Origin of the sequence: Enterobacter sp. WCHEn090032 (genome assembly GCF_003986875.1) — a bacterium.
Classification (GTDB): Bacteria; Pseudomonadota; Gammaproteobacteria; order Enterobacterales; family Enterobacteriaceae; genus Enterobacter; species Enterobacter sichuanensis.
In genome coordinates this window covers 1-22,289 of record NZ_RXRN01000024.1, presented here as the reverse complement: position 1 = coordinate 22,289, position 22,289 = coordinate 1, and the positions used below count along the sequence as shown (strand labels likewise).

The 22,289-nt window shown below is 54.9% G+C and carries 21 protein-coding genes; 1 reads left to right on the top strand and 20 read right to left on the bottom strand.

From position 1 onward, the window contains the following. Window positions 1-2 precede the first annotated feature (2 nt). The 14 genes from tolQ to sdhC form a co-directional block, all read right to left on the bottom strand. Window positions 3-695, bottom strand: coding sequence for a Tol-Pal system protein TolQ (gene tolQ / locus EKN83_RS17960; RefSeq protein WP_008501101.1), 693 nt, complete (start codon window positions 693-695; stop codon window positions 3-5). Next, window positions 692-1,096: a tol-pal system-associated acyl-CoA thioesterase gene (ybgC, locus tag EKN83_RS17955; RefSeq protein ID WP_003858593.1), complete on the bottom strand. Its 405-nt coding sequence runs from the start codon at window positions 1,094-1,096 to the stop codon at window positions 692-694. Before ybgC ends, tolQ begins: the two co-directional genes overlap by 4 nt. Before the next feature lie 148 nt (window positions 1,097-1,244). Further along, window positions 1,245-1,535 carry a cyd operon protein YbgE gene (gene ybgE, locus EKN83_RS17950; protein WP_126801398.1) on the bottom strand — a complete coding sequence of 97 codons (291 nt, stop codon included), beginning with the start codon at window positions 1,533-1,535 and terminating at the stop codon, window positions 1,245-1,247. Then, window positions 1,535-1,648, bottom strand: a complete 114-nt coding sequence (gene cydX / locus EKN83_RS17945; protein WP_003858598.1) for a cytochrome bd-I oxidase subunit CydX — start codon at window positions 1,646-1,648, stop codon at window positions 1,535-1,537. The genes ybgE and cydX overlap by 1 nt, the downstream gene beginning before the upstream one ends. 14 nt (window positions 1,649-1,662) lie before the next feature. Then, on the bottom strand, window positions 1,663-2,802 hold the full coding sequence (gene cydB / locus EKN83_RS17940) for a cytochrome d ubiquinol oxidase subunit II (RefSeq protein ID WP_045286160.1): 1,140 nt from the start codon (window positions 2,800-2,802) through the stop codon (window positions 1,663-1,665). 15 nt (window positions 2,803-2,817) lie between these two features. Beyond that, entirely contained in the window at window positions 2,818-4,386 is a 1,569-nt protein-coding gene (gene cydA, locus EKN83_RS17935; RefSeq protein ID WP_025757209.1) for a cytochrome ubiquinol oxidase subunit I, read from the bottom strand. Between the two features lie 732 nt (window positions 4,387-5,118). After that, on the bottom strand, window positions 5,119-5,988 hold the full coding sequence (sucD, locus tag EKN83_RS17930) for a succinate--CoA ligase subunit alpha (protein WP_008501094.1): 870 nt from the start codon (window positions 5,986-5,988) through the stop codon (window positions 5,119-5,121). Further along, window positions 5,988-7,154: an ADP-forming succinate--CoA ligase subunit beta gene (gene sucC, locus EKN83_RS17925; RefSeq protein WP_006809579.1), complete on the bottom strand. Its 1,167-nt coding sequence runs from the start codon at window positions 7,152-7,154 to the stop codon at window positions 5,988-5,990. The genes sucD and sucC overlap by 1 nt, the downstream gene beginning before the upstream one ends. A gap of 117 nt (window positions 7,155-7,271) precedes the next feature. Then, window positions 7,272-8,492 (bottom strand): 2-oxoglutarate dehydrogenase complex dihydrolipoyllysine-residue succinyltransferase, encoded by a 1,221-nt coding sequence (odhB, locus tag EKN83_RS17920; RefSeq protein ID WP_047958039.1) that lies wholly within the window; start codon window positions 8,490-8,492, stop codon window positions 7,272-7,274. A gap of 14 nt (window positions 8,493-8,506) precedes the next feature. After that, the gene (gene sucA / locus EKN83_RS17915) at window positions 8,507-11,314 is read right to left on the bottom strand and encodes a 2-oxoglutarate dehydrogenase E1 component (RefSeq protein WP_045286158.1); all 2,808 of its coding nucleotides are present in this window, start codon (window positions 11,312-11,314) and stop codon (window positions 8,507-8,509) included. Window positions 11,315-11,552: 238 nt separating this feature from the next. After that, complete coding sequence (gene sdhB, locus EKN83_RS17910) at window positions 11,553-12,269, bottom strand: succinate dehydrogenase iron-sulfur subunit SdhB (RefSeq protein WP_014883037.1); 717 nt, start codon at window positions 12,267-12,269, stop codon at window positions 11,553-11,555. Window positions 12,270-12,284: 15 nt separating this feature from the next. Next, a complete protein-coding gene (gene sdhA / locus EKN83_RS17905) occupies window positions 12,285-14,051 on the bottom strand; it encodes a succinate dehydrogenase flavoprotein subunit (protein WP_025756374.1) in 1,767 nt (588 codons plus the stop codon). Then, a complete protein-coding gene (gene sdhD, locus EKN83_RS17900; RefSeq protein ID WP_012016623.1) occupies window positions 14,051-14,398 on the bottom strand; it encodes a succinate dehydrogenase membrane anchor subunit in 348 nt (115 codons plus the stop codon). Before sdhD ends, sdhA begins: the two co-directional genes overlap by 1 nt. Then, entirely contained in the window at window positions 14,392-14,796 is a 405-nt protein-coding gene (gene sdhC / locus EKN83_RS17895; protein WP_020684965.1) for a succinate dehydrogenase cytochrome b556 subunit, read from the bottom strand. The genes sdhD and sdhC overlap by 7 nt, the downstream gene beginning before the upstream one ends. 639 nt (window positions 14,797-15,435) lie before the next feature. Between sdhC and EKN83_RS17890 the strand changes: the two genes are divergently transcribed. Next, window positions 15,436-16,719 (top strand): citrate synthase, encoded by a 1,284-nt coding sequence (locus EKN83_RS17890; RefSeq protein WP_025756373.1) that lies wholly within the window; start codon window positions 15,436-15,438, stop codon window positions 16,717-16,719. Window positions 16,720-16,804: 85 nt separating this feature from the next. On the opposite strand, the gene nei is transcribed toward EKN83_RS17890, so the two are convergent. From nei to phrB, 6 genes are read right to left on the bottom strand one after another with little or no spacing between them, the layout of a single operon-like run. Continuing rightward, window positions 16,805-17,596: an endonuclease VIII gene (nei, locus tag EKN83_RS17885; protein WP_126801397.1), complete on the bottom strand. Its 792-nt coding sequence runs from the start codon at window positions 17,594-17,596 to the stop codon at window positions 16,805-16,807. Between the two features lie 10 nt (window positions 17,597-17,606). Next, window positions 17,607-18,353, bottom strand: coding sequence for a 5-oxoprolinase subunit PxpA (pxpA, locus tag EKN83_RS17880; protein WP_126801396.1), 747 nt, complete (start codon window positions 18,351-18,353; stop codon window positions 17,607-17,609). Next, window positions 18,340-19,272: a 5-oxoprolinase subunit PxpC gene (gene pxpC / locus EKN83_RS17875; RefSeq protein WP_025756370.1), complete on the bottom strand. Its 933-nt coding sequence runs from the start codon at window positions 19,270-19,272 to the stop codon at window positions 18,340-18,342. Before pxpC ends, pxpA begins: the two co-directional genes overlap by 14 nt. Beyond that, window positions 19,266-19,922 (bottom strand): 5-oxoprolinase subunit PxpB, encoded by a 657-nt coding sequence (gene pxpB / locus EKN83_RS17870; RefSeq protein WP_025756369.1) that lies wholly within the window; start codon window positions 19,920-19,922, stop codon window positions 19,266-19,268. The genes pxpC and pxpB overlap by 7 nt, the downstream gene beginning before the upstream one ends. A 14-nt stretch (window positions 19,923-19,936) precedes the next feature. After that, a complete protein-coding gene (locus EKN83_RS17865; protein ID WP_025756368.1) occupies window positions 19,937-20,680 on the bottom strand; it encodes a type 2 GTP cyclohydrolase I in 744 nt (247 codons plus the stop codon). A 10-nt stretch (window positions 20,681-20,690) separates the two neighbouring features. After that, on the bottom strand, window positions 20,691-22,103 hold the full coding sequence (phrB, locus tag EKN83_RS17860) for a deoxyribodipyrimidine photo-lyase (RefSeq protein ID WP_126801395.1): 1,413 nt from the start codon (window positions 22,101-22,103) through the stop codon (window positions 20,691-20,693). Window positions 22,104-22,289 lie beyond the last annotated feature (186 nt).

Genomic DNA, 22,289 nt, shown 5'->3' with positions numbered 1-22,289 from the left:
GTTTACCCCTTGTTGCTCTCGGTGCTGGTAAACGCCTGACGGTGCAGAATCGCAGTGAACTCTTCCATAAAGTTGTCGTAGTTCAATTCCAGTTTGTTCACGCGCTGGTTCAGACGGTTGTAAGCCATAACCGCCGGGATTGCCGCAAACAGACCGATAGCGGTCGCAATCAGTGCTTCTGCAATACCCGGGGCAACCATCTGCAGCGTCGCCTGCTTCACCGCGCCCAGCGCGATAAAGGCGTGCATGATGCCCCACACCGTACCAAACAGGCCGATATACGGGCTGATGGAACCGACAGTACCAAGGAAAGGAATGTGGGTTTCAAGGTTTTCCAGCTCACGGTTCATCGAGATACGCATGGCACGCGAGGCCCCTTCCACAACCGCTTCCGGCGCATGATTATTTGCGCGGTGCAGACGGGCGAACTCTTTGAAGCCGCTATAAAAAATTTGCTCGGAGCCGGTCAGGTTTTCACGGCGTCCCTGGCTTTCCTGATACAGACGAGAAAGCTCAATGCCCGACCAGAACTTATCTTCAAACGCTTCTGCTTCACGGCCAGCGGCATTGAGGATACGCGTTCTCTGGATGATGATGGCCCAGGATGCGATTGAAAAACCAATCAAAATCAACATGATAAGTTTAACCAGAAGGCTTGCCTTCAGGAACAAATCAAGGATATTCATGTCAGTCACTGCTTAAACTCCGCGACAATAGACTTAGGAAGCGCACGAGGCTTCATTATGGTTGGATCAACACAAACAATCAGTACTTCAGCTGAGTTCAGTACGGTGTTCTCTGCATTGACTATCCGCTGCGTGAAAACCAGTGAGGTCCCGCGCATTGATGTAATTTCAGTTTGGACTTCGAGCATATCGTCGAGTCTGGCAGGCGCAAAATACTCAAGCGTCATCTTGCGTACCACGAAGGCAACTCGCTCAGCCAACAGCACCTGTTGACTAAAGTGATGATGGCGCAGCATCTCTGTGCGTGCCCGTTCATAAAAAGCAACGTAGCTGGCGTGGTAAACCACACCACCGGCATCGGTATCTTCGTAATAGACACGAACCGGCCATCGAAACAGCGTTGTATTCACTTTACATCCCAGTAATGCAACAAAAGTTAGAGCTTTTAAACTTCGCTACTATACGCGCGGGAAAGATGGTTTGGAATGGGAGAAAGTAAACGGAGAGTAAATTTTTATGGGCTCGGGTAAGCCCATAACGTTAACGGACATTTCTTATTCAGAAGAAGAAGAAAATCAAACCTGCGAGAAGCACCAGATCGGCAATGAGGGGGCAAAAAATCCCCTGCCAGTGAATGGCTTTCGGGCGAAAGCCCACGCCGTGGATCACACCTGCGCACACCGCCCACATAATGAGGAAGCCATGCCAGATTTCCAGCCCGCTGGTTTTCGCTGCAAAGCGCGAAGGGTCCCAGAAGATACAACCTGCCAGCAGTAATGCCATCACTAAAGAAAGCGCCCGTAACGGGCGCTTATCCATTACCGCGTAAAGTGTCGCGATAATATTCATCAGTGTTTTTCTTCACCTGCTTTGGTCGCTTCAACGTGCTCAAGCGCCAGGGCAGTGATGACACCAAAAGCACAGGCAAGAAGCGTCCCTAAAATCCATGCGAAGTACCACATATTCAGCTCCTTACTTAGTACATAGAGTGGGTGTTGCTTTCGATATGCTCTTTAGTGATACGTCCGAACATTTTCCAGTAACACCAGATGGTGTAGGCCAGAACAATCGGAACGAACACGCAAGCAACATAGGTCATCAGGTTCAGCGTCATATGGCTGGAGGTTGCATCCCACATGGTCAGGCTAGCATTCAGCATGGTGCTGGATGGCATGACGAATGGGAACATGGCAATACCCGCAGTCAGGATAATGCACGCCAGCGTCAGTGAGGAGAACACGAACGCCAGGGCGCCTTTCTCCAGGCGAGACGTCAGCACGGTCAGCAGCGGCAGCAACACACCCAGTGCAGGGATAACCCACAGAACAGGCGTATTGTTGAAGTTCACCAGCCATGCACCTGCCTGACGCGCGACTTCTTTAGTCAGCGGGTTAGACGGCGCTGCGTGGTTGATAGCGGACGTCACCACGTAGCCATCAATGCCGTACACCACCCACACACCGGCCAGCGCGAAGCAGACCAGCGTAACCAGCGCGGCAACCTGAGCCGTCGCGCGAGAACGCAGGTGCAGTTCACCCACGGTACGCATCTGCAGGTAAGTTGCGCCCTGAGTGATGATCATCGCCACGCTCACGATACCTGCCAGCAGACCAAACGGATTCAGCAGCTGGAAGAAGTTACCGGTGTAGTAAAGACGCATGTACTCGTCCATGTGGAACGGTACGCCCTGCAGCAGGTTACCAAAGGCCACGCCAATCACCAGCGGCGGAACGAAGCTACCGATAAAGATGCCCCAGTCCCACAGGTTGCGCCAGCGGGTATCTTCAATCTTGGAACGGTAGTCGAAACCGACCGGACGGAAGAATAAAGAGGCCAGCACCAGAATCATCGCCACATAGAAACCGGAGAACGCAGCCGCGTAGACCATCGGCCAGGCAGCGAACAGCGCGCCGCCAGCGGTGATCAGCCACACCTGGTTACCGTCCCAGTGCGGGGCGATGGAGTTGATCATGATTCGACGCTCGGTGTCGTTACGACCGAGGAAACGGGTGAGCATCCCCACCCCCATGTCGAAACCATCCGTGACGGCAAAACCGATCAGCAGAACGCCGACCAACAGCCACCAGATAAAACGTAATACTTCATAATCGATCATTTGATGACTCCTGTCTTAGCGTGCCGGCTGAGTAGTCGCAGTGGACTGCTCGTAGTGATAGCGACCGGTTTTCAGGCTGCTCGGGCCAAGGCGCGCGAACTTGAACATCAGGAACAGTTCAGCCACCAGGAACAGGGTGTACAGACCACAAATCAGCAGCATGGAGAAGATCAGGTCGCCCGCTGTCAGGGAAGAGTTCGCCACTGCCGTTGGCAGTACCTCACCAATCGCCCATGGCTGACGGCCATACTCCGCAACAAACCAGCCAGATTCAATCGCGATCCACGGCAGTGGAATACCGTACAGCGCGGTACGCAGCAGCCATTTTTTCTCGCCGATGCGGTTACGAATCACAGACCAGAAGGACGCCGCAATGATCAGCAGCATGATGACGCCGCAGCCCACCATGATACGGAACGCAAAGTACAGCGGTGCAACACGCGGAATGGAGTCTTTGGTTGCCATCTGGATCTGCGCTTCCGTCGCATCAGAAACATTCGGGGTATAACGTTTCAGGAGCAGACCGTAACCGAGATCTTTCTTCACGGTATTGAACTGGTCACGAACAGCCTGGTCTGTCGAGCCGGCACGCAGCTGTTCCAGCAGCGAGTAGGCTTTCATACCGTTACGGATACGCTCTTCATGCTGAACCATCAGCTCTTTCAGACCCGTCACCTGCTTATCAACAGAACGGGTTGCGATGATACCCAGCGCGTAAGGGATCTGAATCGCGAAGCGGTTTTCCTGCGCATCCTGATCGGGGATACCGAACAGCGTAAAGGCAGCAGGAGCCGGTTGCGTTTCCCATTCGGCTTCAATTGCGGCCAGTTTGGTTTTCTGCACGTCACCCATTTCGTAACCGGATTCATCACCCAGAACGATAACAGAGAGGATGGCAGCCATACCGAAGCTTGCAGCGATAGCAAAGGAGCGCTTGGCAAAGGCGAAGTCACGACCACGCAGCATGTAATAAGAGCTGATGCCCAGTACAAACATCGCGCCGCACACATAGCCGGAAGCCACGGTGTGGACGAATTTAACCTGTGCTACCGGGTTCAGGACCAGCTCGGCAAAGCTGACCATCTCCATACGCATGGTTTCGAAGTTGAAATCAGACGCGATAGGGTTCTGCATCCAGCCGTTCGCGACCAGGATCCACAGCGCGGACAGGTTCGAACCTAATGCCACCAGCCAGGTTACCGCCATATGCTGGACTTTACCCAGACGGTCCCAACCGAAGAAGAACAGACCTACAAAGGTGGATTCGAGGAAGAAGGCCATCAGACCTTCAATGGCCAGCGGCGCACCGAAAATATCCCCTACATAGTGAGAATAGTAAGACCAGTTAGTCCCGAACTGGAACTCCATGGTCAGACCGGTTGCCACGCCCAGCGCAAAGTTGATACCAAACAACTTGCCCCAGAACTTGGTCATATCTTTATAAATCTGTTTGCCGGAGAGAACGTATACCGTTTCCATGATGGCCAGCAGGAACGCCATACCAAGCGTCAGTGGCACAAACAGGAAGTGGTACATCGCGGTCAAGGCAAACTGTAAGCGCGACAGTTCGACTATATCTAACATCATGACTCCTTGCTCATCGCATGAAGACTCCGAGAGTGAACCCCGTCAGAACGAGACCCACACGCATGCCCCAATACAAATTATTCGCATCCTTGTCGTCGTTATTACCCTGAGGGAGGATAAAAACGATGACGTGAGGTTACGAATACGTTAATAAAAAACTCAAATTGATCCCGTAAATATAATACGCTGCAAAACCCTTACAATAAACAGGTTTTTATTGAATCATATTTACGTTTTTCGACGGCGATCAATTTATAGCAAAATTACCACTTTTCGGCCATTTTGATCGGGAACAATTTAGCGCTTTTCGGCGCCTTTTTCCAAGGATTAAACATTGATTTAAATCAAAAACAATTCTATGTGTTAATTGTGTTTTGATGTGGTGAACATGGTAAAAACCATGTTAAAGATATGTATATGAAATACAATTAAGGTTATCGAATCAACGGATGAATATAAACAGAAGTGATTTTTATTAACTTAGTAATGCTTAATGACTGATTTATTCAGGACATAAATTTTAGTACGTTTTTTGTTTTTTTCCATCTGCTCTCTTAAGGCAAATAAATAACAATTATTTTACTTTTACATCCTCTCTAATTAACACCCAGTTGTGACTATTGCATGACGCCCGGCAGGCAATAAAAAAGGCCGCTTTACAGCGGCCAACCATGTCGAAACGGACATTTTTTATACTGCAACGCCCCCCTTCCGGGGAGCAGAGAGGACTTACTTAATGATGGATTTCAGTGCTTCGCCGATATCCGCCAGGCTGCGAACGGTTTTCACGCCTGCGGCTTCCAGCGCGGCAAATTTCTCATCAGCCGTACCTTTACCACCGGCGATGATCGCGCCTGCGTGACCCATACGTTTACCTTTCGGTGCAGTCACGCCCGCGATGTAACCGACAACAGGCTTGGTCACGTGTTCTTTGATGTAAGCAGCCGCTTCTTCTTCCGCGCTACCACCGATCTCACCGATCATGACGATCGCTTCGGTCTGTGGATCTTCCTGGAACAGCTTCAGGATGTCGATGAAGTTAGAGCCCGGGATTGGGTCACCGCCGATGCCCACACAGGTGGACTGGCCGAAGCCGTAATCGGTCGTCTGCTTAACCGCTTCATAGGTCAGGGTACCGGAACGGGAAACGATACCCACTTTGCCCGGCTTATGAATGTGGCCCGGCATGATGCCGATTTTGCATTCGCCCGGGGTGATAACGCCTGGGCAGTTCGGGCCGATCATGCGCACGCCCGCTTCGTCCAGCTTCACTTTCACGGTCAGCATATCCAGCGTCGGGATGCCTTCAGTGATGGTGATAATAAGCTTAATGCCTGCATCGATGGCTTCCAGAATAGAGTCTTTGCAGAACGGAGCCGGAACGTAGATCACGGTCGCGGTAGCGCCCGTCGCTTCTACAGCTTCACGCACGGTGTTGAACACCGGCAGACCCAGGTGCGTGGTGCCGCCTTTACCTGGCGTTACGCCGCCAACCATCTGCGTACCGTAGGCAATCGCCTGTTCGGAGTGGAAAGTCCCCTGGCTACCGGTGAAGCCCTGGCAGATAACCTTGGTATCTTTATTAATTAAAACTGACATTATTTCCCCTCCACTGCGGCAACAACCTGCTGAGCTGCATCCGTCAGACTTTTCGCTGCAATAATATTCAGGCCGCTGTCAGCCAGTTTTTTCGCGCCGAGTTCAGCGTTGTTACCTTCCAGACGTACAACAACCGGAACGTTAACACCCACTTCTTCTACCGCACCGATGATACCGTCAGCGATCAGGTCGCAACGTACGATGCCGCCGAAGATGTTAACCAGAACGGCCTTCACATTGTCGTCGGAGAGAATGATTTTGAACGCTTCGGTTACGCGCTCTTTGGTTGCGCCACCGCCTACGTCGAGGAAGTTTGCTGGCTCGCCGCCGTGCAGCTTAACAATGTCCATGGTGCCCATTGCCAGGCCCGCACCGTTAACCATGCAGCCGATGTTGCCATCCAGCGCCACGTAGTTCAGCTCCCACTGTGCAGCCTGCGCTTCACGTGGATCTTCCTGAGACTGGTCGCGCATTTCACGCAGGTCCGGCTGGCGGAACAGAGCGTTACCGTCAGCGCCAAGTTTGCCGTCGAGGCAGATCAGATCGCCCTGAGTGGTGATCACCAGCGGGTTGATCTCGATCAGCGCCAGGTCACGCTCCAGGAAGATCGTCGCCAGGCCCATGAAGATCTTGGTGAACTGCTGAACCAGCTTGCCTTCCAGACCCAGTTTGAACGCCAGCTCGCGCCCCTGGTAAGGCATTGGACCTGCCAGCGGATCGATAGCCACTTTGTGGATCAGATGTGGTGTCTCTTCCGCCACTTTTTCGATCTCCACGCCGCCTTCAGTAGACGCCATGAACACCACGCGACGGGAGCTACGGTCAACCACCGCGCCCAGGTACAGCTCTTTCGCGATATCAGTCGCCGCTTCAACCAGGATCTGGTTAACCGGCTGGCCGTTCGCATCTGTCTGGTAGGTCACCAGACGCTTGCCGAGCCAATGTTCAGCAAACGCACGAATCTCTTCTTTGCTCTTAACAACCTTCACACCGCCCGCTTTACCACGGCCACCAGCGTGAACCTGACACTTAACTACCCACGGGCCGGAACCGATTTTAGATGCGGCTTCTTCTGCTTCACGCGGGGTAGTACAGGCATAACCCACCGGAGCCGGTAAGCCATACCGGGCAAACAGCTGTTTGGCCTGATATTCATGTAAGTTCATGTGTTCTATCCATCCTTCAGGGTAATCGTTATCTTCAAACCTGTAGACCGGCGCGATCTGTGTGCCAGATGGCGCTACGCTTATCCGGCCTACAGGGCAGGTGATGCTAAATGGTTACTAGACGTCCAGCAGCAGACGCGTTGGATCTTCCAGCAGCTCTTTAATGGCGACCAAGAAGCCCACGGATTCGCGGCCGTCGATCAGGCGGTGGTCGTAAGAGAGCGCCAGGTACATCATTGGCAGGATCTCCACTTTACCGTCTACCGCCATAGGACGATCTTTAATGGCATGCATACCCAGGATCGCGCTCTGCGGCGGGTTGATGATTGGGGTAGACATCAGTGAACCGAATACACCGCCGTTGGTAATGGTGAAGTTACCGCCGGTCAGGTCTTCTACGGTCAGCTTGCCGTCGCGGCCTTTCACAGCCAGCTCTTTGATATTTTTCTCAATGTCAGCCATACCCAGGGTATCAACATCACGCAGGACCGGTGTCACCAGGCCACGTGGGGTCGAAACCGCCATGCTGACGTCGAAGTAGTTGTGGTAAACCACGTCATCGCCATCGATGGACGCGTTCACTTCCGGGTAGCGTTTCAGCGCTTCAACCACCGCTTTCACGTAGAAGGACATAAAGCCCAGACGGATACCGTGACGTTTTTCGAAGGCGTCACCGTACTGCTTACGCAGGTCCATGATTGGCTTCATGTTCACTTCGTTGAAGGTGGTCAGCATCGCCGTGGAATTTTTCGCTTCCAGCAGACGCTCAGCCACACGCTTACGCAGGCGAGTCATAGGGACACGTTTTTCGCTGCGCGCGCCCAGAGCAGGCTGGGCTGCAGGGGCTGCAGCTGGCGCTTTCGCTTCTGCCTGAGCAGGCGCTTTCGCCAGGTGTTTGTCGATGTCTTCGCGGGTCAGACGACCGCCCACACCGGTACCTTTAATGGCTGCCGGGTCAAGGCTGTGTTCAGCCAGCAGGCGACGGATCGCCGGGCTGAGCGCGTCGTTAGACTGTTCTTCCAGAGAAGCCTGCTGGCGCTGAGCCGGTGTAGAGGCTTTCTCTTCAGATTTCGCGCTGGACTCTTTGCCCGCGCTGTTGCCTTCACGCAGGCGACCCAGGATCTGACGAGAGGTGACGGTGGTACCTTCATCTTCCAGCACTGCGTCCAGAACGCCATCCGCCGAAGCCGGTACTTCCAGTACCACTTTGTCAGTTTCGATTTCTACCAGCACTTCATCACGCTTAACGGCATCGCCTGGTTTTTTGTGCCAGGTAGCGACGGTCGCATCTGCTACAGATTCAGGCAGGTCGGGAACAAGAATATCTACGCTACTCATTATGTATCCTTTAATTAATCGACGTTCAGCGCGTCATTGACCAGATCTTGTTGCTGCTTCTGGTGAACGGACATATACCCTACCGCCGGAGAGGCGGAGGCCGGGCGACCTGCATAGCGCAGGGCTGACCCAAATGGAATCACTTCACGGAAATGATGCTGGCTGCAGTACCATGCGCCCTGGTTGAGCGGCTCTTCCTGGCACCAGACAAAATCATGTACGTGAGCGTACGGTTTCAGCGCTTCCTGCACCGCCTGGTGCGGGAACGGATAAAGCTGTTCGATACGCACGATGGCGACATCTTTCTGATCGTTCTTACGGCGCTGTTCAAGCAGGTCGTAATAAACCTTACCAGAACACATCACCACGCGCTTCACGGCCTGCGGATCCAGCTCATCAATTTCACCGATAGCTGGCAGGAAGGTGCCGTTGGCCAGTTCATCCAGGCTGGAAACCGCCAGCGGGTGACGCAGCAGGGATTTCGGCGACATCACCACCAGCGGACGGCGCATACCGCGCAGCGCCTGACGACGCAGCATGTGGTAAACCTGAGCCGGGGTGGACGGTACGCAGACCTGCATGTTCTGCTCAGCGCAGAGCTGCAGATAACGTTCCAGACGCGCGGAGGAGTGTTCCGGGCCCTGACCTTCATAACCGTGCGGCAGCAGCATCACCAGGCCACACATACGGCCCCATTTCTGCTCGCCGGAAGAGATGAACTGGTCGATAACCACCTGCGCACCGTTAGCGAAGTCACCGAACTGCGCTTCCCAGATAGTCAGGGTACGCGGTTCAGCCGTGGCGTAACCGTATTCGAAGGCCAGCACCGCTTCTTCAGACAGCACGGAGTCCCAGACCTTGAACTGGCCCTGACCGTTGTGCACGTGCTGCAGCGGGGTGTACGTTGAACCGTTGGACTGGTTATGCACGACCGCGTGACGGTGGAAGAAGGTGCCACGGCCCGCATCTTCACCGGACAGACGAACAGGAATACCCTCGTCAACCAGTGTCGCGTAAGCCAGGGTTTCCGCGCCGCCCCAGTCGAACAGCTTCTCGCCTGCGGCCATAGCCTGGCGATCAGCATAAATTTTTGCCACGCGAGACTGCATCTCAATAGCGTCTGGTACGGTGCTGATGCGTTTAGCCAGCTCCTGCAGGCGCTTCATCTCGACCTTGTTCGGGTAGCTCTCATCCCACTCGTGGTTGAGGTACGGCGACCAGGTAAAGGAGTGCATGTTCATCGGACGCAGCTCTTTCACCACGCATTCACCTGCATCCAGCGCGTCGCGGTAGAGGTTGACCATCTCGGTCGCATCTTCCAGCGTCGCCACTTTTTCGCTTTCCAGCTTGTCAGCGTAGATTTTGCGCGGGGTCGGGTGTTTTTTGATTTTCTGGTACATCAACGGCTGGGTTGCACTCGGCTCGTCGGCTTCGTTGTGGCCGTGACGGCGGTAGCAGAACAGGTCGATGAACACATCGCGTTTGAAGGTGTTACGGAAGTCCAGCGCCAGACGGGTCACGAAGGCGACCGCTTCCGGATCGTCCGCGTTAACGTGGAAGATCGGCGCCTGAACCATCTTACCGATGTCGGTACAGTATGGGGTAGAACGCGCATCCAGCGGGTTAGAGGTGGTGAAGCCCACCTGGTTATTGATGACGATACGCACGGTACCGCCCACTTCATAACCACGCGCTTTTGACATGTTCAGGGTTTCCTGAACCACGCCCTGTCCTGTGACCGCCGCATCACCGTGGATGGTGATTGGCAGCACTTTATTGCTGCTTGGCTCGTCCAGACGATCCAGACGCGCACGCACGGAACCGATAACCACCGGGCTGACGATCTCCAGGTGTGACGGGTTAAACGCCAGCGCCAGGTGAACCAGACCGCCTTCGGTTTCGATATCAGACGAGAAGCCCATGTGATACTTCACGTCGCCGGTGCCAAGGTGTTCTTTATGTTTGCCAGCGAATTCGTCGAACAGGTCCTGCGGTTTTTTACCCAGCACGTTGACCAGTACGTTCAGACGACCACGGTGCGCCATACCCAGCACCACTTCACGGGTGCCGCTCTTGCCTGCGTGACGAATCAGCTCTTTCAGCATCGGCACCAGCGCATCGCCGCCTTCCAGCGAGAAGCGTTTTGCGCCCGGGAATTTCGCGCCCAGATAGCGCTCAAGCCCTTCCGCTGCCGTCAGTTCATTGAGGAAGCGTTTTTTCTCGTCAGCCGAGAAGGTCGCGTGGCCTGCTACGGATTCGATGCGCTGCTGGATCCAGCGTTTCTCTTCGGTAGAGGTAATGTGCATGTATTCCGCGCCGATGGAGCCGCAGTAGGTTTGCTTGAGCGCGTCAATCAGATCGCCCAGCTTCATCGTGTCTTTGCCGATGGCAAAGGAACCTACGTTAAAGCTTTCCTGGAAATCGGCCTCGGTCAGATCGTGATACGCCGGATCGAGATCGGCCACACGGTCTTGTTTCCACAGTCCCAGCGGATCGAGATTCGCATGCTGGTGACCACGGAAGCGATAAGCGTTGATAAGCTGCAGGACTTTAACCTGCTTCGCATTGGTGTCAGGGTCGGAAATCGCAGAAGAGTAACGTGAGGCATCCTTCGCCAGACGACGGAAATAATCACGTGTTTTGGAATGGAATTGATCCGGTTTGACTCCCGTGCCAGGCAACTGCTGGAACATGGAACGCCAGTTTGCGTCCACTGAGTCAGGATCGGTTAAGAAGTCTTCATAGAGCTGTTCTATCCAGCTCTGGTTGGCACCAGAGAGGTAAGAAGAGTCCAGCCAGGCTTTCATTGCGCCGTTCTGCATCGTGATCCCTTAAGCATTTTTATGCTTACTTTCGCCGTAGAAACTACCACGTACACACCGTGTACGTGCCGGGGTTCACCTGCGAGCTCTTTTCATTTGGCCCGCGAAGGAACCTTTAGAAACTGTCTAAACTTCAGGGCAGTTTTTAAAGGTTTCTGCATTTTGCCCGGTGGCGCTACGCTTACCGGGCCTACAGACTCGTAGGCCGGATAAGCGCAGCGCCGTCCGGCAAATTTACTTACGCACTGCGCTGCAGCAGCATCGACTTAATATGGCCGATGGCGCGCGTCGGGTTCAGCCCCTTCGGACACACACTGACGCAGTTCATGATGCTATGGCAGCGGAATACGCTGAAAGCGTCACTCAGTCCTTCCAGACGGCTTTCGGTTTCGGTGTCGCGGCTATCGATCAGGAAGCGATAGGCAGCCAGCAGACCGGCCGGGCCGATAAACTTGTCCGGGTTCCACCAGAACGACGGGCAGGACGTTGAACAACATGCACAAAGAATACACTCGTACAACCCATCGAGTTTTTCACGCTGCTCAGGAGACTGTAAGTGCTCACGAGCGGGTGGATTTTGCCCATTATTCAATAAGTAAGGCTTAATCTTCTCATATTGTGCATAGAATTGCCCCATGTCTACCACCAAATCACGCACGACCGGCAGACCTGGCAGAGGACGGATAACAATTTTCTGACCCGGACGCTGCAGCGCTGAAATTGGCGTGATGCAGGCCAGGCCATTTTTGCCGTTCATGTTCACACCGTCAGAGCCACAGACCCCTTCACGGCATGAGCGACGGAACGACAGGGTCGGATCTTTCTCTTTCAGCTGGATTAAGGCATCCAGCAGCATCATGTCACGACCTTCTTCCGCTTCCAGGGTGTAGTCCTGCATACGCGGAGCATCATCAACATCCGGGTTATAACGATAAACTGAGAATTCGAGTTTCATTATCCTGTCTCCGCATTAGTAAGTACGAATCTTCGGCGGGAACGCCGGACGCAGTTTCGGTTCCATATTGACGCTACGACGCGTCATGGATTCCGACTCTGGCAGATACAGGGAATGGCACAGCCAGTTTTCATCGTCACGCTCCGGGAAGTCGAAGCGGCTATGGGCGCCACGGCTTTCGGTACGGAAGTTTGCCGCCATCGCGGTCGCGAACGCGGTTTCCATCAGGTTATCCAGCTCCAGACACTCTACGCGCTGGGTGTTGAACTCGCTGGAGGTGTCATCCAGACGGGCGTTTTTGAGACGCTCGCGGATCGCTTTCAGCTGCTCAAGACCTTTGGCCATCGCGTCGCCTTCGCGGAATACCGAGAAGTTGTGCTGCATGCACTCCTGCAGCGCTTTACGGATTTCCACCGGATCTTCGCCGTTACGGTTGCCGTTCCAGCGGTTGAGGCGTTCAAGAGAAGCATCAATTTCGTCGTCGGTCGCATCACGCAGCGCACCCTGCTCGGCAATGGATTCCTGCAGATGCAGACCCACCGCACGACCAAACACCACCAGGTCCAGCAGGGAGTTGCCGCCCAGACGGTTAGCACCGTGTACCGATACGCAGGCGATTTCGCCCACTGCGAACAGGCCAGGGATAACCACATCTTCGCCCTGCTCGTTTACGGTCAGCGCCTGCCCGGTCACTTTGGTCGGAATACCGCCCATCATGTAGTGGCAGGTTGGGATGACAGGGATCGGCTCTTTCACCGGGTCGACGTGCGCGAAGGTGCGCGACAGTTCCAGGATGCCCGGCAGACGGGATTCCAGCACCTCTTTACCCAGATGGTCCAGTTTCAGCTTCGCATGCGGACCCCATGGGCCATCACAGCCGCGGCCTTCACGGATTTCGATCATGATGGAACGCGCCACCACGTCACGACCCGCCAGGTCTTTCGCATTCGGGGCATAACGCTCCATAAAGCGCTCGCCATGTTTGTTCAGCAGGTAACCCCCTTCACCGCGGCAACCTTCCGTTACCAGCACGCCCGCACCGGCGATACCGGTTGGGTGGAACTGCCACATCTCCATATCCTGCACCGGCACGCCCGCGCGGATAGCCATACCGACCCCGTCACCGGTGTTGATGTGGGCATTGGTGGTGGACTGGTAAATACGGCCTGCACCACCGGTCGCCAGCACGGTTGCGCGGGCTTTGAAGTAAACGACTTCACCGGTTTCGATGCACAGTGCGGTACAACCGACGATTGCGCCATCGGCGTTTTTCACCAGATCCAGCGCGTACCACTCGGAAAAGATGGTGGTGTGATTTTTCAGGTTCTGCTGATACAGGGTGTGCAGCAGTGCGTGACCGGTACGGTCAGCCGCCGCCGCGGTACGTGCCGCCTGCTCGCCGCCGAAGTTTTTCGACTGGCCGCCAAACGGACGCTGATAGATGGTGCCATTTTCCAGACGGGAGAACGGCAGACCCATGTGGTCCAGCTCCAGAATCGCTTCCGGGCCGGTCTTACACATATATTCGATGGCATCCTGGTCACCGATGTAATCGGAACCTTTTACCGTGTCGTACATGTGCCATTCCCAGTTATCTTCATGGGAGTTACCCAGCGCAACGGTAATACCGCCTTGCGCAGACACAGTATGGGAACGGGTTGGGAAGACTTTAGAGAGCAGCGCACAGCTCTGGCCGCTCTGGGAAATTTGCAGTGCGGCACGCATACCTGCGCCACCCGCACCAATGACGACAGCATCAAATTCTCTGACTGGCAGTTTCATTACACACCCCACACCACAACAAATCCATAAATAACGTAAACCACCAGAGCAACAACAATGGCCAGCTGCAGAGGGAGGCGAATCGCCAGAGGTTTAACGTAATCGGTCAGCACCTGCCACATACCAATCCAGGCATGAATAAGGATGGAGAACAGCGCCAGCAGGGTGAACACTTTGGTGAAGGCCGATCCGAAGAACCCACTCCAGATTTCCCACGTAAGCTCCCCGCTGGTGGCGAAGAAACCGATCATATAGATGATGTAAAGGGTGAGAACGATGGCGGTAGCACGGACCAGAATGAAGTCATGTACGCCGTTGCGTCCTAATGCGGAGGCGTTGCTTACCATACGAGAACTCCTGCGAGAAGTGAAAGCACGACTGTAATCACAAATGAAATGTTAGCGGAGCGTTTCCCGGCTTCGAAGGTCTCTTCGAGATAGCCAAAGTCCATCAGCATATGGCGAACACCCACCACAACGTGGTACGCCAGTGCGGTCAGAATGCCCCACATGATGAATTTCACGAAGAAGCTGTTCATGATGGCCGAGGCCTGGAGGAATCCTTCAGGAGAAGAGAGGCTGGTACCCAGTAACCACAGCAGAATGCCGACCGCCACAAACGTAATCACACCTGAAACACGGTGCAGAATGGACGCTATTGCTGTTACAGGGAACCGGATCGTTTTCAGATCCAGATTGACAGGTCTTTGTTTTTTCACATTTCTTATCATGAATAACGCCCACATGCTGTTCTTATTGTTTCCTTCCTCCGGACTGCGATGCGGGTCAAGCAGCGTTCCTTTTCTATAACTGCGCGTCATGCAAAACATTGCTTCCAGATGCTAAAACGACACGTTACAACGCTGGGTGGCTCGGGATTGCAGGGTGTTCCGGAGACCTGGCGGCAGTATAGGCCGTTCACAAAATCATTACAATTAACCTACATACAGTTTGTTGGGTTTTCTCTGGAACAGTGATCAGGGTCACGATAACAACATCTTTTTAATTTTTAATCATCTGATTTGACAAATGTTAAACAATATTGTTACAAACGTCATCAGAAAAGGCATATAATGCGCAAAAGTTATGAGGTCTCTCTTTCACCTGACAAATAGTTATGTAACAGTGTGATGGTATTGACCGAAGTTATCAGGACAGTTATTAGTGATATACAGGTTTGAATAATTCGGACTGCAAAAACGCTGATTTGCTGTGGTTTCACTGATATTTCATTCGTTTACCTGCAAGGCGCCATAGCTCTGTACCCTGGTTTGTCCTCGTGAGCTGAGCGGTAAGCCAAATAACAATCTGGTAACGATGATTAACAGCTGAAGGCAAATCCGGTAAAGCGCAGTCTTAAGCATAAGGCGCTAAGGAGACCGTAAATGGCTGATACTAAGGCAAAACTCACCCTAAATGGTGATGATGCTATTGAACTGGATGTGCTAAAAGGCACGCTCGGTCAGGATGTTATTGATATCCGTACGCTGGGTTCCAAAGGGATGTTTACCTTTGACCCTGGATTTACTTCTACCGCATCTTGCGAATCCAAAATCACCTTCATTGACGGTGACGAAGGTATCCTGCTCCATCGCGGCTTCCCTATCGATCAGTTAGCCACCGAATCCAACTATCTGGAAGTGTGCTATATCCTGCTGAACGGCGAAAAACCGACACAGGCTCAGTTCGATGAATTTAAAACCACCGTGACCCGTCACACCATGATCCATGAGCAGATCACCCGTCTGTTCCATGCGTTCCGTCGTGACTCTCACCCGATGGCGGTGATGTGCGGGATTACCGGTGCGCTGGCGGCGTTTTACCACGACTCTCTGGACGTGAATAACCCGCGTCACCGTGAAATCGCCGCTTACCGTCTGCTGTCCAAAATGCCTACCATGGCGGCGATGTGTTACAAGTACTCCATCGGCCAGCCGTTTGTGTACCCACGCAATGACCTCTCCTACGCGGGTAACTTCCTGCGCATGATGTTCTCCACGCCGTGCGAAGAGTACGAAGTGAACCCGGTGCTGGAACGCGCGATGGACCGTATTCTGATCCTGCACGCTGACCACGAACAGAACGCATCGACCTCTACCGTTCGTACCGCAGGCTCTTCAGGCGCTAACCCGTTCGCCTGTATCGCTGCGGGCATCGCCTCCCTGTGGGGACCGGCGCACGGCGGCGCGAACGAAGCGGCACTGAAGATGCTGGAAGAGATCAGCACCGTTGAGCACATTCCTGAATTCGTGCGTCGCGCGAAAGATAAGAATGACTCCTTCCGCCTGATGGGCTTCGGTCACCGTGTTTACAAAAACTACGACCCACGCGCAACCGTGATGCGCGAGACCTGCCACGAAGTGCTGAAAGAGCTGGGCACGAAAGATGATCTGCTGGAAGTGGCGATGGAGCTGGAACACATCGCGCTGAACGACCCGTACTTCATCGAGAAGAAACTCTATCCGAACGTCGATTTCTACTCTGGCATTATTCTGAAAGCGATGGGTATTCCGTCCTCCATGTTCACCGTGATTTTCGCCATGGCCCGTACCGTTGGCTGGATTGCGCACTGGAACGAAATGCACAGCGAAGGCATGAAAATCGCCCGTCCTCGTCAGCTGTACACCGGCTACGAGCAGCGTGATTTTAAGTCTGATCTGAAGCGCTAAAAGTTAAGCCCGGTGGCGCTACCGCTTACCGGGCCTACAAATGCGAAACGTAGGCCGGGTAAGGCGTAGCCGCCACCCGGCTTTTTTATTTTTGACAATGCGGACACCAGTAAAACGGTCTTGAGGAGAGCATTGTCCTCTCTATAATCCCGCCGCACCGCTCGCACTTTTTCCCCGCCCGATGAAATACCTTGAACCGGAAAAGCGCGCCGTGATGCTTATTCTCGTCCACCACCCCGCGCGTGTTGTACGACAGCCGCGGAATGTCCAGCAGCGCGTGGGACAGCGCCTCCAGCTGTTCATCGCTCAGCTGAGAAGCTTTGTGCTGCGGTGCCAGCCCGACTTCCCAGAGGATTTCCACCCGCAGGTAGTTGCCAAGTCCGGCCAGAAACGCCTGATCGAGGAATAACCCGGAAAATTGCCGGTTGCGGAATTTGGGAGACAACAAGCGGGCTTTGACATCGCTCGCCGTCAGGCGCATATCCAGCACATCGGGCCCGACCCGCTGTAAAAACGGATGCGTAAGCAGTTGCTCAGGCGTTAACATTTCGATATCAGATGCGCTGTACAGCAGGATCGCTTTCTCTGCCGTTTGCAGCCTGACGCGCAGCACGCGGGTGGTTTGCGGCTGTTCATCCGCGTTAACCACGTGCCACACGCCGTAAAGCTGATTGTGGCTATATAACGTCAGGTTATGGGAAAAGTGCGTAAGCAACGCTTTTCCGCGCGTTTCAATATGCGTCACCGTTTGTCCCACCAGCGGGGCTTCAAACGGTTTCAGTTGAGGGAAAGCAAACCAGACATCCGTCAGCGGTTTGCCTTTTATCGCCGCCTCGAGGCTATCCGCCGCGCGACGGATCTCCGGGCCTTCTGGCATTTTTCTGTCCTTATGATGATCGGGCGCTAACGAGAATACCTTGCTCTGCAAAAGCCGCCCGTAAGCGGCGCGCAAACTGCAGCGCATGCTCGCCATCGCCGTGTAAACAAACCGTTTCCGCCTGTACGCTGGCCGTTGAGCCATCCGTCGCGTTGACGGTCCCCTCACGCACCATCTGAAGGGTCTGCGCCAGCGCCTGAGACGCATCGGTGATTAATGCGCCGGGCTTGGACCGGGGGACCAGGCTACCATCAGGCAAATACCCTCTGTCGGCAAAGACTTCCTGACGCGTGGTTAACCCCAGACGCTGCCCCGCACGAATAAGCTCGCTTCCCGCCAGGCCAACCAGTATCAGCTGCGGGTTGCAGTCCCGTACCGCGCGGGCGATGGCGTCAGCCAGAACGGGATCTTTTGCCGCCTGATTGTAGAGCATGCCGTGCGGCTTCACGTGACGCAGCACCCCCTTCTCGGCGCGAACAATCGCCTCCAGTGCGCCTGTCTGATAGAGCGTCTGGGCGTAAACCGTCTCCGGTGGGAGGTCCATCGCGGTACGGCCAAAATTCTCCCGATCCGGAAAGCTCGGGTGAGCCCCCACCGCCACGCCGTTTTTGATGGCGTTTCGCACGCTCTCAAGCATCGTTTGGGCATCGCCCGCGTGAAAACCGCAGGCAATGTTGACCGACGAAACCAGCGTCATCAGTTCAGCGTCAGCACTACCGCCCTCGCCCAGATCGGCATTTAAATCAATCTTTACCATCGAGCCTCCACGCCAGTTGTTCCAGATAACGCTGCTGATCCTGACGCGCCTTGAGCGCCTCCTCCAGCGAACATTGCACGAAGTGAATCGGCTGCCCCAGGGGGATTTGCGCAAGATGATAGCGATCGGCTTCAATAATGCAGGCAATACGCGGGTAACCGCCCGTTGTTTGCGCGTCATTCATCAACACTATCGGTTGACCGTTCCCCGGCACCTGGATGACGCCGGGCAATAAGCCGTGGGAAAGCAATTCACGCTCTGTCGTACGGGTCAGTGGCTGCCCCTGCAAACGGTAGCCCATGCGGTTACTTTGTGGGCTGAGCTTCCACGGCGAGCGCCAGAAGGACTCTTTAGAAACCTCGTCGAACTCATGGTATTCCGGCCCCGGTAAGGCGCGGATCTGGTTGCCCCAGAGCAGTTGCTTCACCCCCTGAGCCGTCGAGAAGTGGCGCGCAGAGGGGTGAATCGCCAGACGGTCGCCATCGCGTAGCAACCGTCCTTCGTGACCGCCAATGCCGGCTTTCTGATCGGTACTGGCTGACCCCAGCACCGCCGGCACGTCAATCCCGCCCGCGACCGCAAGATAGCTGCGCACCCCGTGCAGAGGACGCTTAAGCGTTAAACGTTGTCCGGCTTTCGCACGTAGCCGCCAGCCGGTCCAGACCGCTTTGCCATCCAGCGTGGCATCGCACCCGGCGCCGGTTAAGGCAAACCAGGTCTCCTGACCAAACTCAATGACACACTGCCCGAGCGTAATTTCGAGCGCAGCCGTATTGCCGGGGTTGCCCACCAGCACATTAGCAATCTCCAGCGCGGGCCTGTCCAGCGCGCCGCAATAGCTCACGCCAGACTGGCGCATGCCAAAGCGGCCCGCATCCTGAACGGAAGTGTAAAGCCCAGCTCGAATAAGCGTTAACATACCCCCTCCTTCTGCGGAATAAAGCGGAGGGTATCGCCGGCACGCAACAGGACCGGCGATGCCTGTCCGGGTTCAAATAACGGCATGGACGTATGTCCGATAAGCTGCCAGCCGCCAGGCGAAGCCAGGGGATAAATACCGGTCTGCTCGCCGCCTATTGCGACGGTGCCAGCCGGTACACTCAGGCGAGGCTCCGCGCGACGCGGCGTATGCAGCCGCGGGGAGAGCCCGCCAAGGTACGGGAATCCCGGCTGAAACCCCAGGAACCAGACAACGTAATCAACCGAAGCGTGCAACTCGACGACCTGCTTTTCCGTTAACCCGCAGTGTTCCGCGACAACCGGGAGATCGGGTCCCCCCGCGCCACCGTACACCACCGGGATCTCAATCGTTCTGGAGTCAGGCTCCAGCGCTTCACTCTCTTCCCACCAGCGCTGTAAACGCTCGATAGCATCCAGAGCCAGCGTGTGCGGGCTACGCAGCACGACGGTAATGTTATTCATACCTGGAATGGCCTCAACCACCTCTGGCATGTCGGCCAGACGCTGGGTCAACCGCCAGATTCGCTTTTGCGTCGCCAGCGTAACAGGCGGCTCCAGCTCCAGTACCACTGCGGTTTCACCCAGAAGATAACAACGCGCTCGCTGCACTTAACTACCTCTCATCAGGCCGGATTAGGGATATCAATAAAGGTTACATCCAGATCGGTATTTTCCGTCAGCCACTCGCTGAGGGCGCGAATGCCGCCACGCTCCGTCGCATGGTGGCCTGCCGCGTAGAAATGGAGCCCCTGCTCCCGGGCGGAGTGAACCGTCTGCTCAGAAACTTCACCGGTAATAAACGCATCGACACCGAAGCGCGCGGCGCTATCGATAAAGCCTTGCCCGCCCCCGGTACACCAGGCGACACGCTTCACGAGATCGGGCCCGGTATCGCCGCACCACAGGGGACGACGCCCGAGACGCGCTTCGATCCATGATGCCAGTTCCAGCCCCGGCACCGGCATCGCTAACTCGCCCCACGGCACCAGCGGCTCAATTTCGCCCATCACGGTTATGCCTAATAATCGCGCCAGCTGGACGTTATTCCCCAGCTCCGGATGCGCATCCAGAGGCAGATGGTAACCGTACAGGTTGATGTCATTCGCCAGCAGCGTTTTCAGACGGTTGCGCTTCATACCGCGGATAATCGGCGATTCGTTTTTCCAGAAGTAGCCGTGATGAACAATCACCGCGTCGGCTTCCTGACGAACCGCCTCGTCCAGCAGCGCCTGGCTTGCCGTCACGCCGGTGATAATTTTCTGCACCGTTTCGCGTCCTTCCACCTGCAGGCCATTCGGACCGTAGTCGCTAAAGGAGACGGTATTCAGTTTTTCGTTAATCAGGCTTTCCAGTTCGCTGTTTTTCATCATCACTCTCTCAAGCTTTGCGGGCGGCTTCATAGGCCGCCAGCGTGGCGACGCGCGCCTGTTTATGGTCGACAATCGGACGCGGATAATCGAGCTTCACGCCCTGTTTATCCGCCCATGTCCACGGGTCGTGGATCGCTTTAGCAGGAACATTCCTGAGCGCGGGTAACCAGTGGCGAATAAAGTCGCCGTTGGCATCAAATTTTTGCCCCTGGGTCGTGGGATTAAAAATGCGGAAATAAGGGGCCGCATCGGTACCGGTAGAGGCCGCCCACTGCCAGCCGCCGTTATTCGCCGCCAGATCGCCATCGATCAGCCGGGAAATAAAATAGCGCTCCCCGACACGCCAGTCGATAAGCAGATCTTTTACCAAAAAGCTGGCGGTAATCATCCGCAGGCGGTTGTGCATCCACCCGGTTTCATTCAGCTGGCGCATTGCGGCATCCACAATCGGATAGCCTGTCTCACCCTTCTGCCAGGCCTCTAAAAGCGCTACATCGTGCTGCCATTTTACGTTATCGGTCCAGGGAATGAATGGACGATGCTTACATAAATCAGGGTGATACGTCATAAGATGGCGATAGAACTCGCGCCAGATAAGTTCGTTCAGCCACACCGAGCCTGAGCCACCATCCAGCGACTGAGGCTGCTCCGCCAGAAGACGATGTAAACACTGGCGAGGAGAAAGGACGCCCAACGCCAGGCTCGCGGATAAACGGCTGGTTCCTTCAATCGCCGGGAAATCCCTGCGCGCGTCATAGTCTCCTGCGCCCTGTTTGCAAAACTGGCGCAGCTTCGCGATAGCGACCTTCTCGTTTGCGGGAAACAGAAGCGCATCGAATGCCTGTTGGGGATAGTTAAACGTTAATTCAGGCAGATCGGTTATGGCGTCCCCTCTGGTGGAGGGCGCGGGTACGCACTCCGGCAGCGCCTCTTTAAGGCGTTTCACAAAAGCATTTTTAAAGGGCGTAAACACCTTGTACATTTCATGGCTGCCGGTCATGACGCTGCCCGGTGCCAGCATCACGCTGTCATCAAATCCCTGGCACTGAACCTCGCTCAGTAACGTCTCCAGCTGGCGATCCCGCTGACGCTCGTTCAGTTCGTACTGGTAGTTATAAAAAAGATGCGTGACATCATTCTGCTGGCAGACTTCCTGTATCGTCAGAAGCTGCGCAGCGAAGTCACTGACCTCTCTATAAATCAATGGAATGCCTTTTTCGGCAAGCGAGCGTTGCAAGTCGTTCAGATGTGCGCTGAGAAAAGCCGCCTGTCGCGGCGCCATATCATGCTGCTGCCACTGGCCAGGCGTAGCAATAAACAGCGCCAGCACCCTGGCATCCTGAGAGCGGCAGGCTGCCGCGAGAGCGATGTTGTCATGTACGCGCAGGTCCGCGCGAAACCAAACCAGATGGGTGGGCATAAAACTCCAGGCAAATATCCATTATGTCCGTAAGGGCATGCCGCCAAAGGAAAAAGCGGCGAGCTTTTACTGTACTTTGCCATGAAGTGTAGACGGGATGAAATAAAAAAGGCCGCCCGAGGCGGCCTTAACGCTACTTGTCCTGCGCTATCGAGGTGAAAGCAATGAACGAAATCGGTTCATCAT

Bases quoted from the DNA above. Each gene is read 5' to 3' on its own strand.
- EKN83_RS17865 (WP_025756368.1), bottom strand. From the start codon at position 20,680: ATGAAAAACAGCGAACTGGAAAGCCTGATTAACGAAAAACTGAATACC.
- sdhA (WP_025756374.1), bottom strand. From the start codon at position 14,051: ATGAAACTGCCAGTCAGAGAATTTGATGCTGTCGTCATTGGTGCGGGT.
- sucA (WP_045286158.1), bottom strand. From the start codon at position 11,314: ATGCAGAACGGCGCAATGAAAGCCTGGCTGGACTCTTCTTACCTCTCT.
- ybgE (WP_126801398.1), bottom strand. From the start codon at position 1,535: ATGAATATTATCGCGACACTTTACGCGGTAATGGATAAGCGCCCGTTA.
- cydB (WP_045286160.1), bottom strand. From the start codon at position 2,802: ATGATCGATTATGAAGTATTACGTTTTATCTGGTGGCTGTTGGTCGGC.
- pxpA (WP_126801396.1), bottom strand. From the start codon at position 18,353: ATGGTAAAGATTGATTTAAATGCCGATCTGGGCGAGGGCGGTAGTGCT.
- EKN83_RS17890 (WP_025756373.1), top strand. From the start codon at position 15,436: ATGGCTGATACTAAGGCAAAACTCACCCTAAATGGTGATGATGCTATT.
- sdhD (WP_012016623.1), bottom strand. From the start codon at position 14,398: ATGGTAAGCAACGCCTCCGCATTAGGACGCAACGGCGTACATGACTTC.
- sucD (WP_008501094.1), bottom strand. From the start codon at position 5,988: ATGTCAGTTTTAATTAATAAAGATACCAAGGTTATCTGCCAGGGCTTC.
- sucC (WP_006809579.1), bottom strand. From the start codon at position 7,154: ATGAACTTACATGAATATCAGGCCAAACAGCTGTTTGCCCGGTATGGC.
- cydA (WP_025757209.1), bottom strand. From the start codon at position 4,386: ATGTTAGATATAGTCGAACTGTCGCGCTTACAGTTTGCCTTGACCGCG.
- nei (WP_126801397.1), bottom strand. From the start codon at position 17,596: ATGCCAGAAGGCCCGGAGATCCGTCGCGCGGCGGATAGCCTCGAGGCG.
- phrB (WP_126801395.1), bottom strand. From the start codon at position 22,103: ATGCCCACCCATCTGGTTTGGTTTCGCGCGGACCTGCGCGTACATGAC.
- sdhB (WP_014883037.1), bottom strand. From the start codon at position 12,269: ATGAAACTCGAATTCTCAGTTTATCGTTATAACCCGGATGTTGATGAT.
- pxpC (WP_025756370.1), bottom strand. From the start codon at position 19,272: ATGTTAACGCTTATTCGAGCTGGGCTTTACACTTCCGTTCAGGATGCG.
- sdhC (WP_020684965.1), bottom strand. From the start codon at position 14,796: ATGTGGGCGTTATTCATGATAAGAAATGTGAAAAAACAAAGACCTGTC.
- odhB (WP_047958039.1), bottom strand. From the start codon at position 8,492: ATGAGTAGCGTAGATATTCTTGTTCCCGACCTGCCTGAATCTGTAGCA.
- cydX (WP_003858598.1), bottom strand. From the start codon at position 1,648: ATGTGGTACTTCGCATGGATTTTAGGGACGCTTCTTGCCTGTGCTTTT.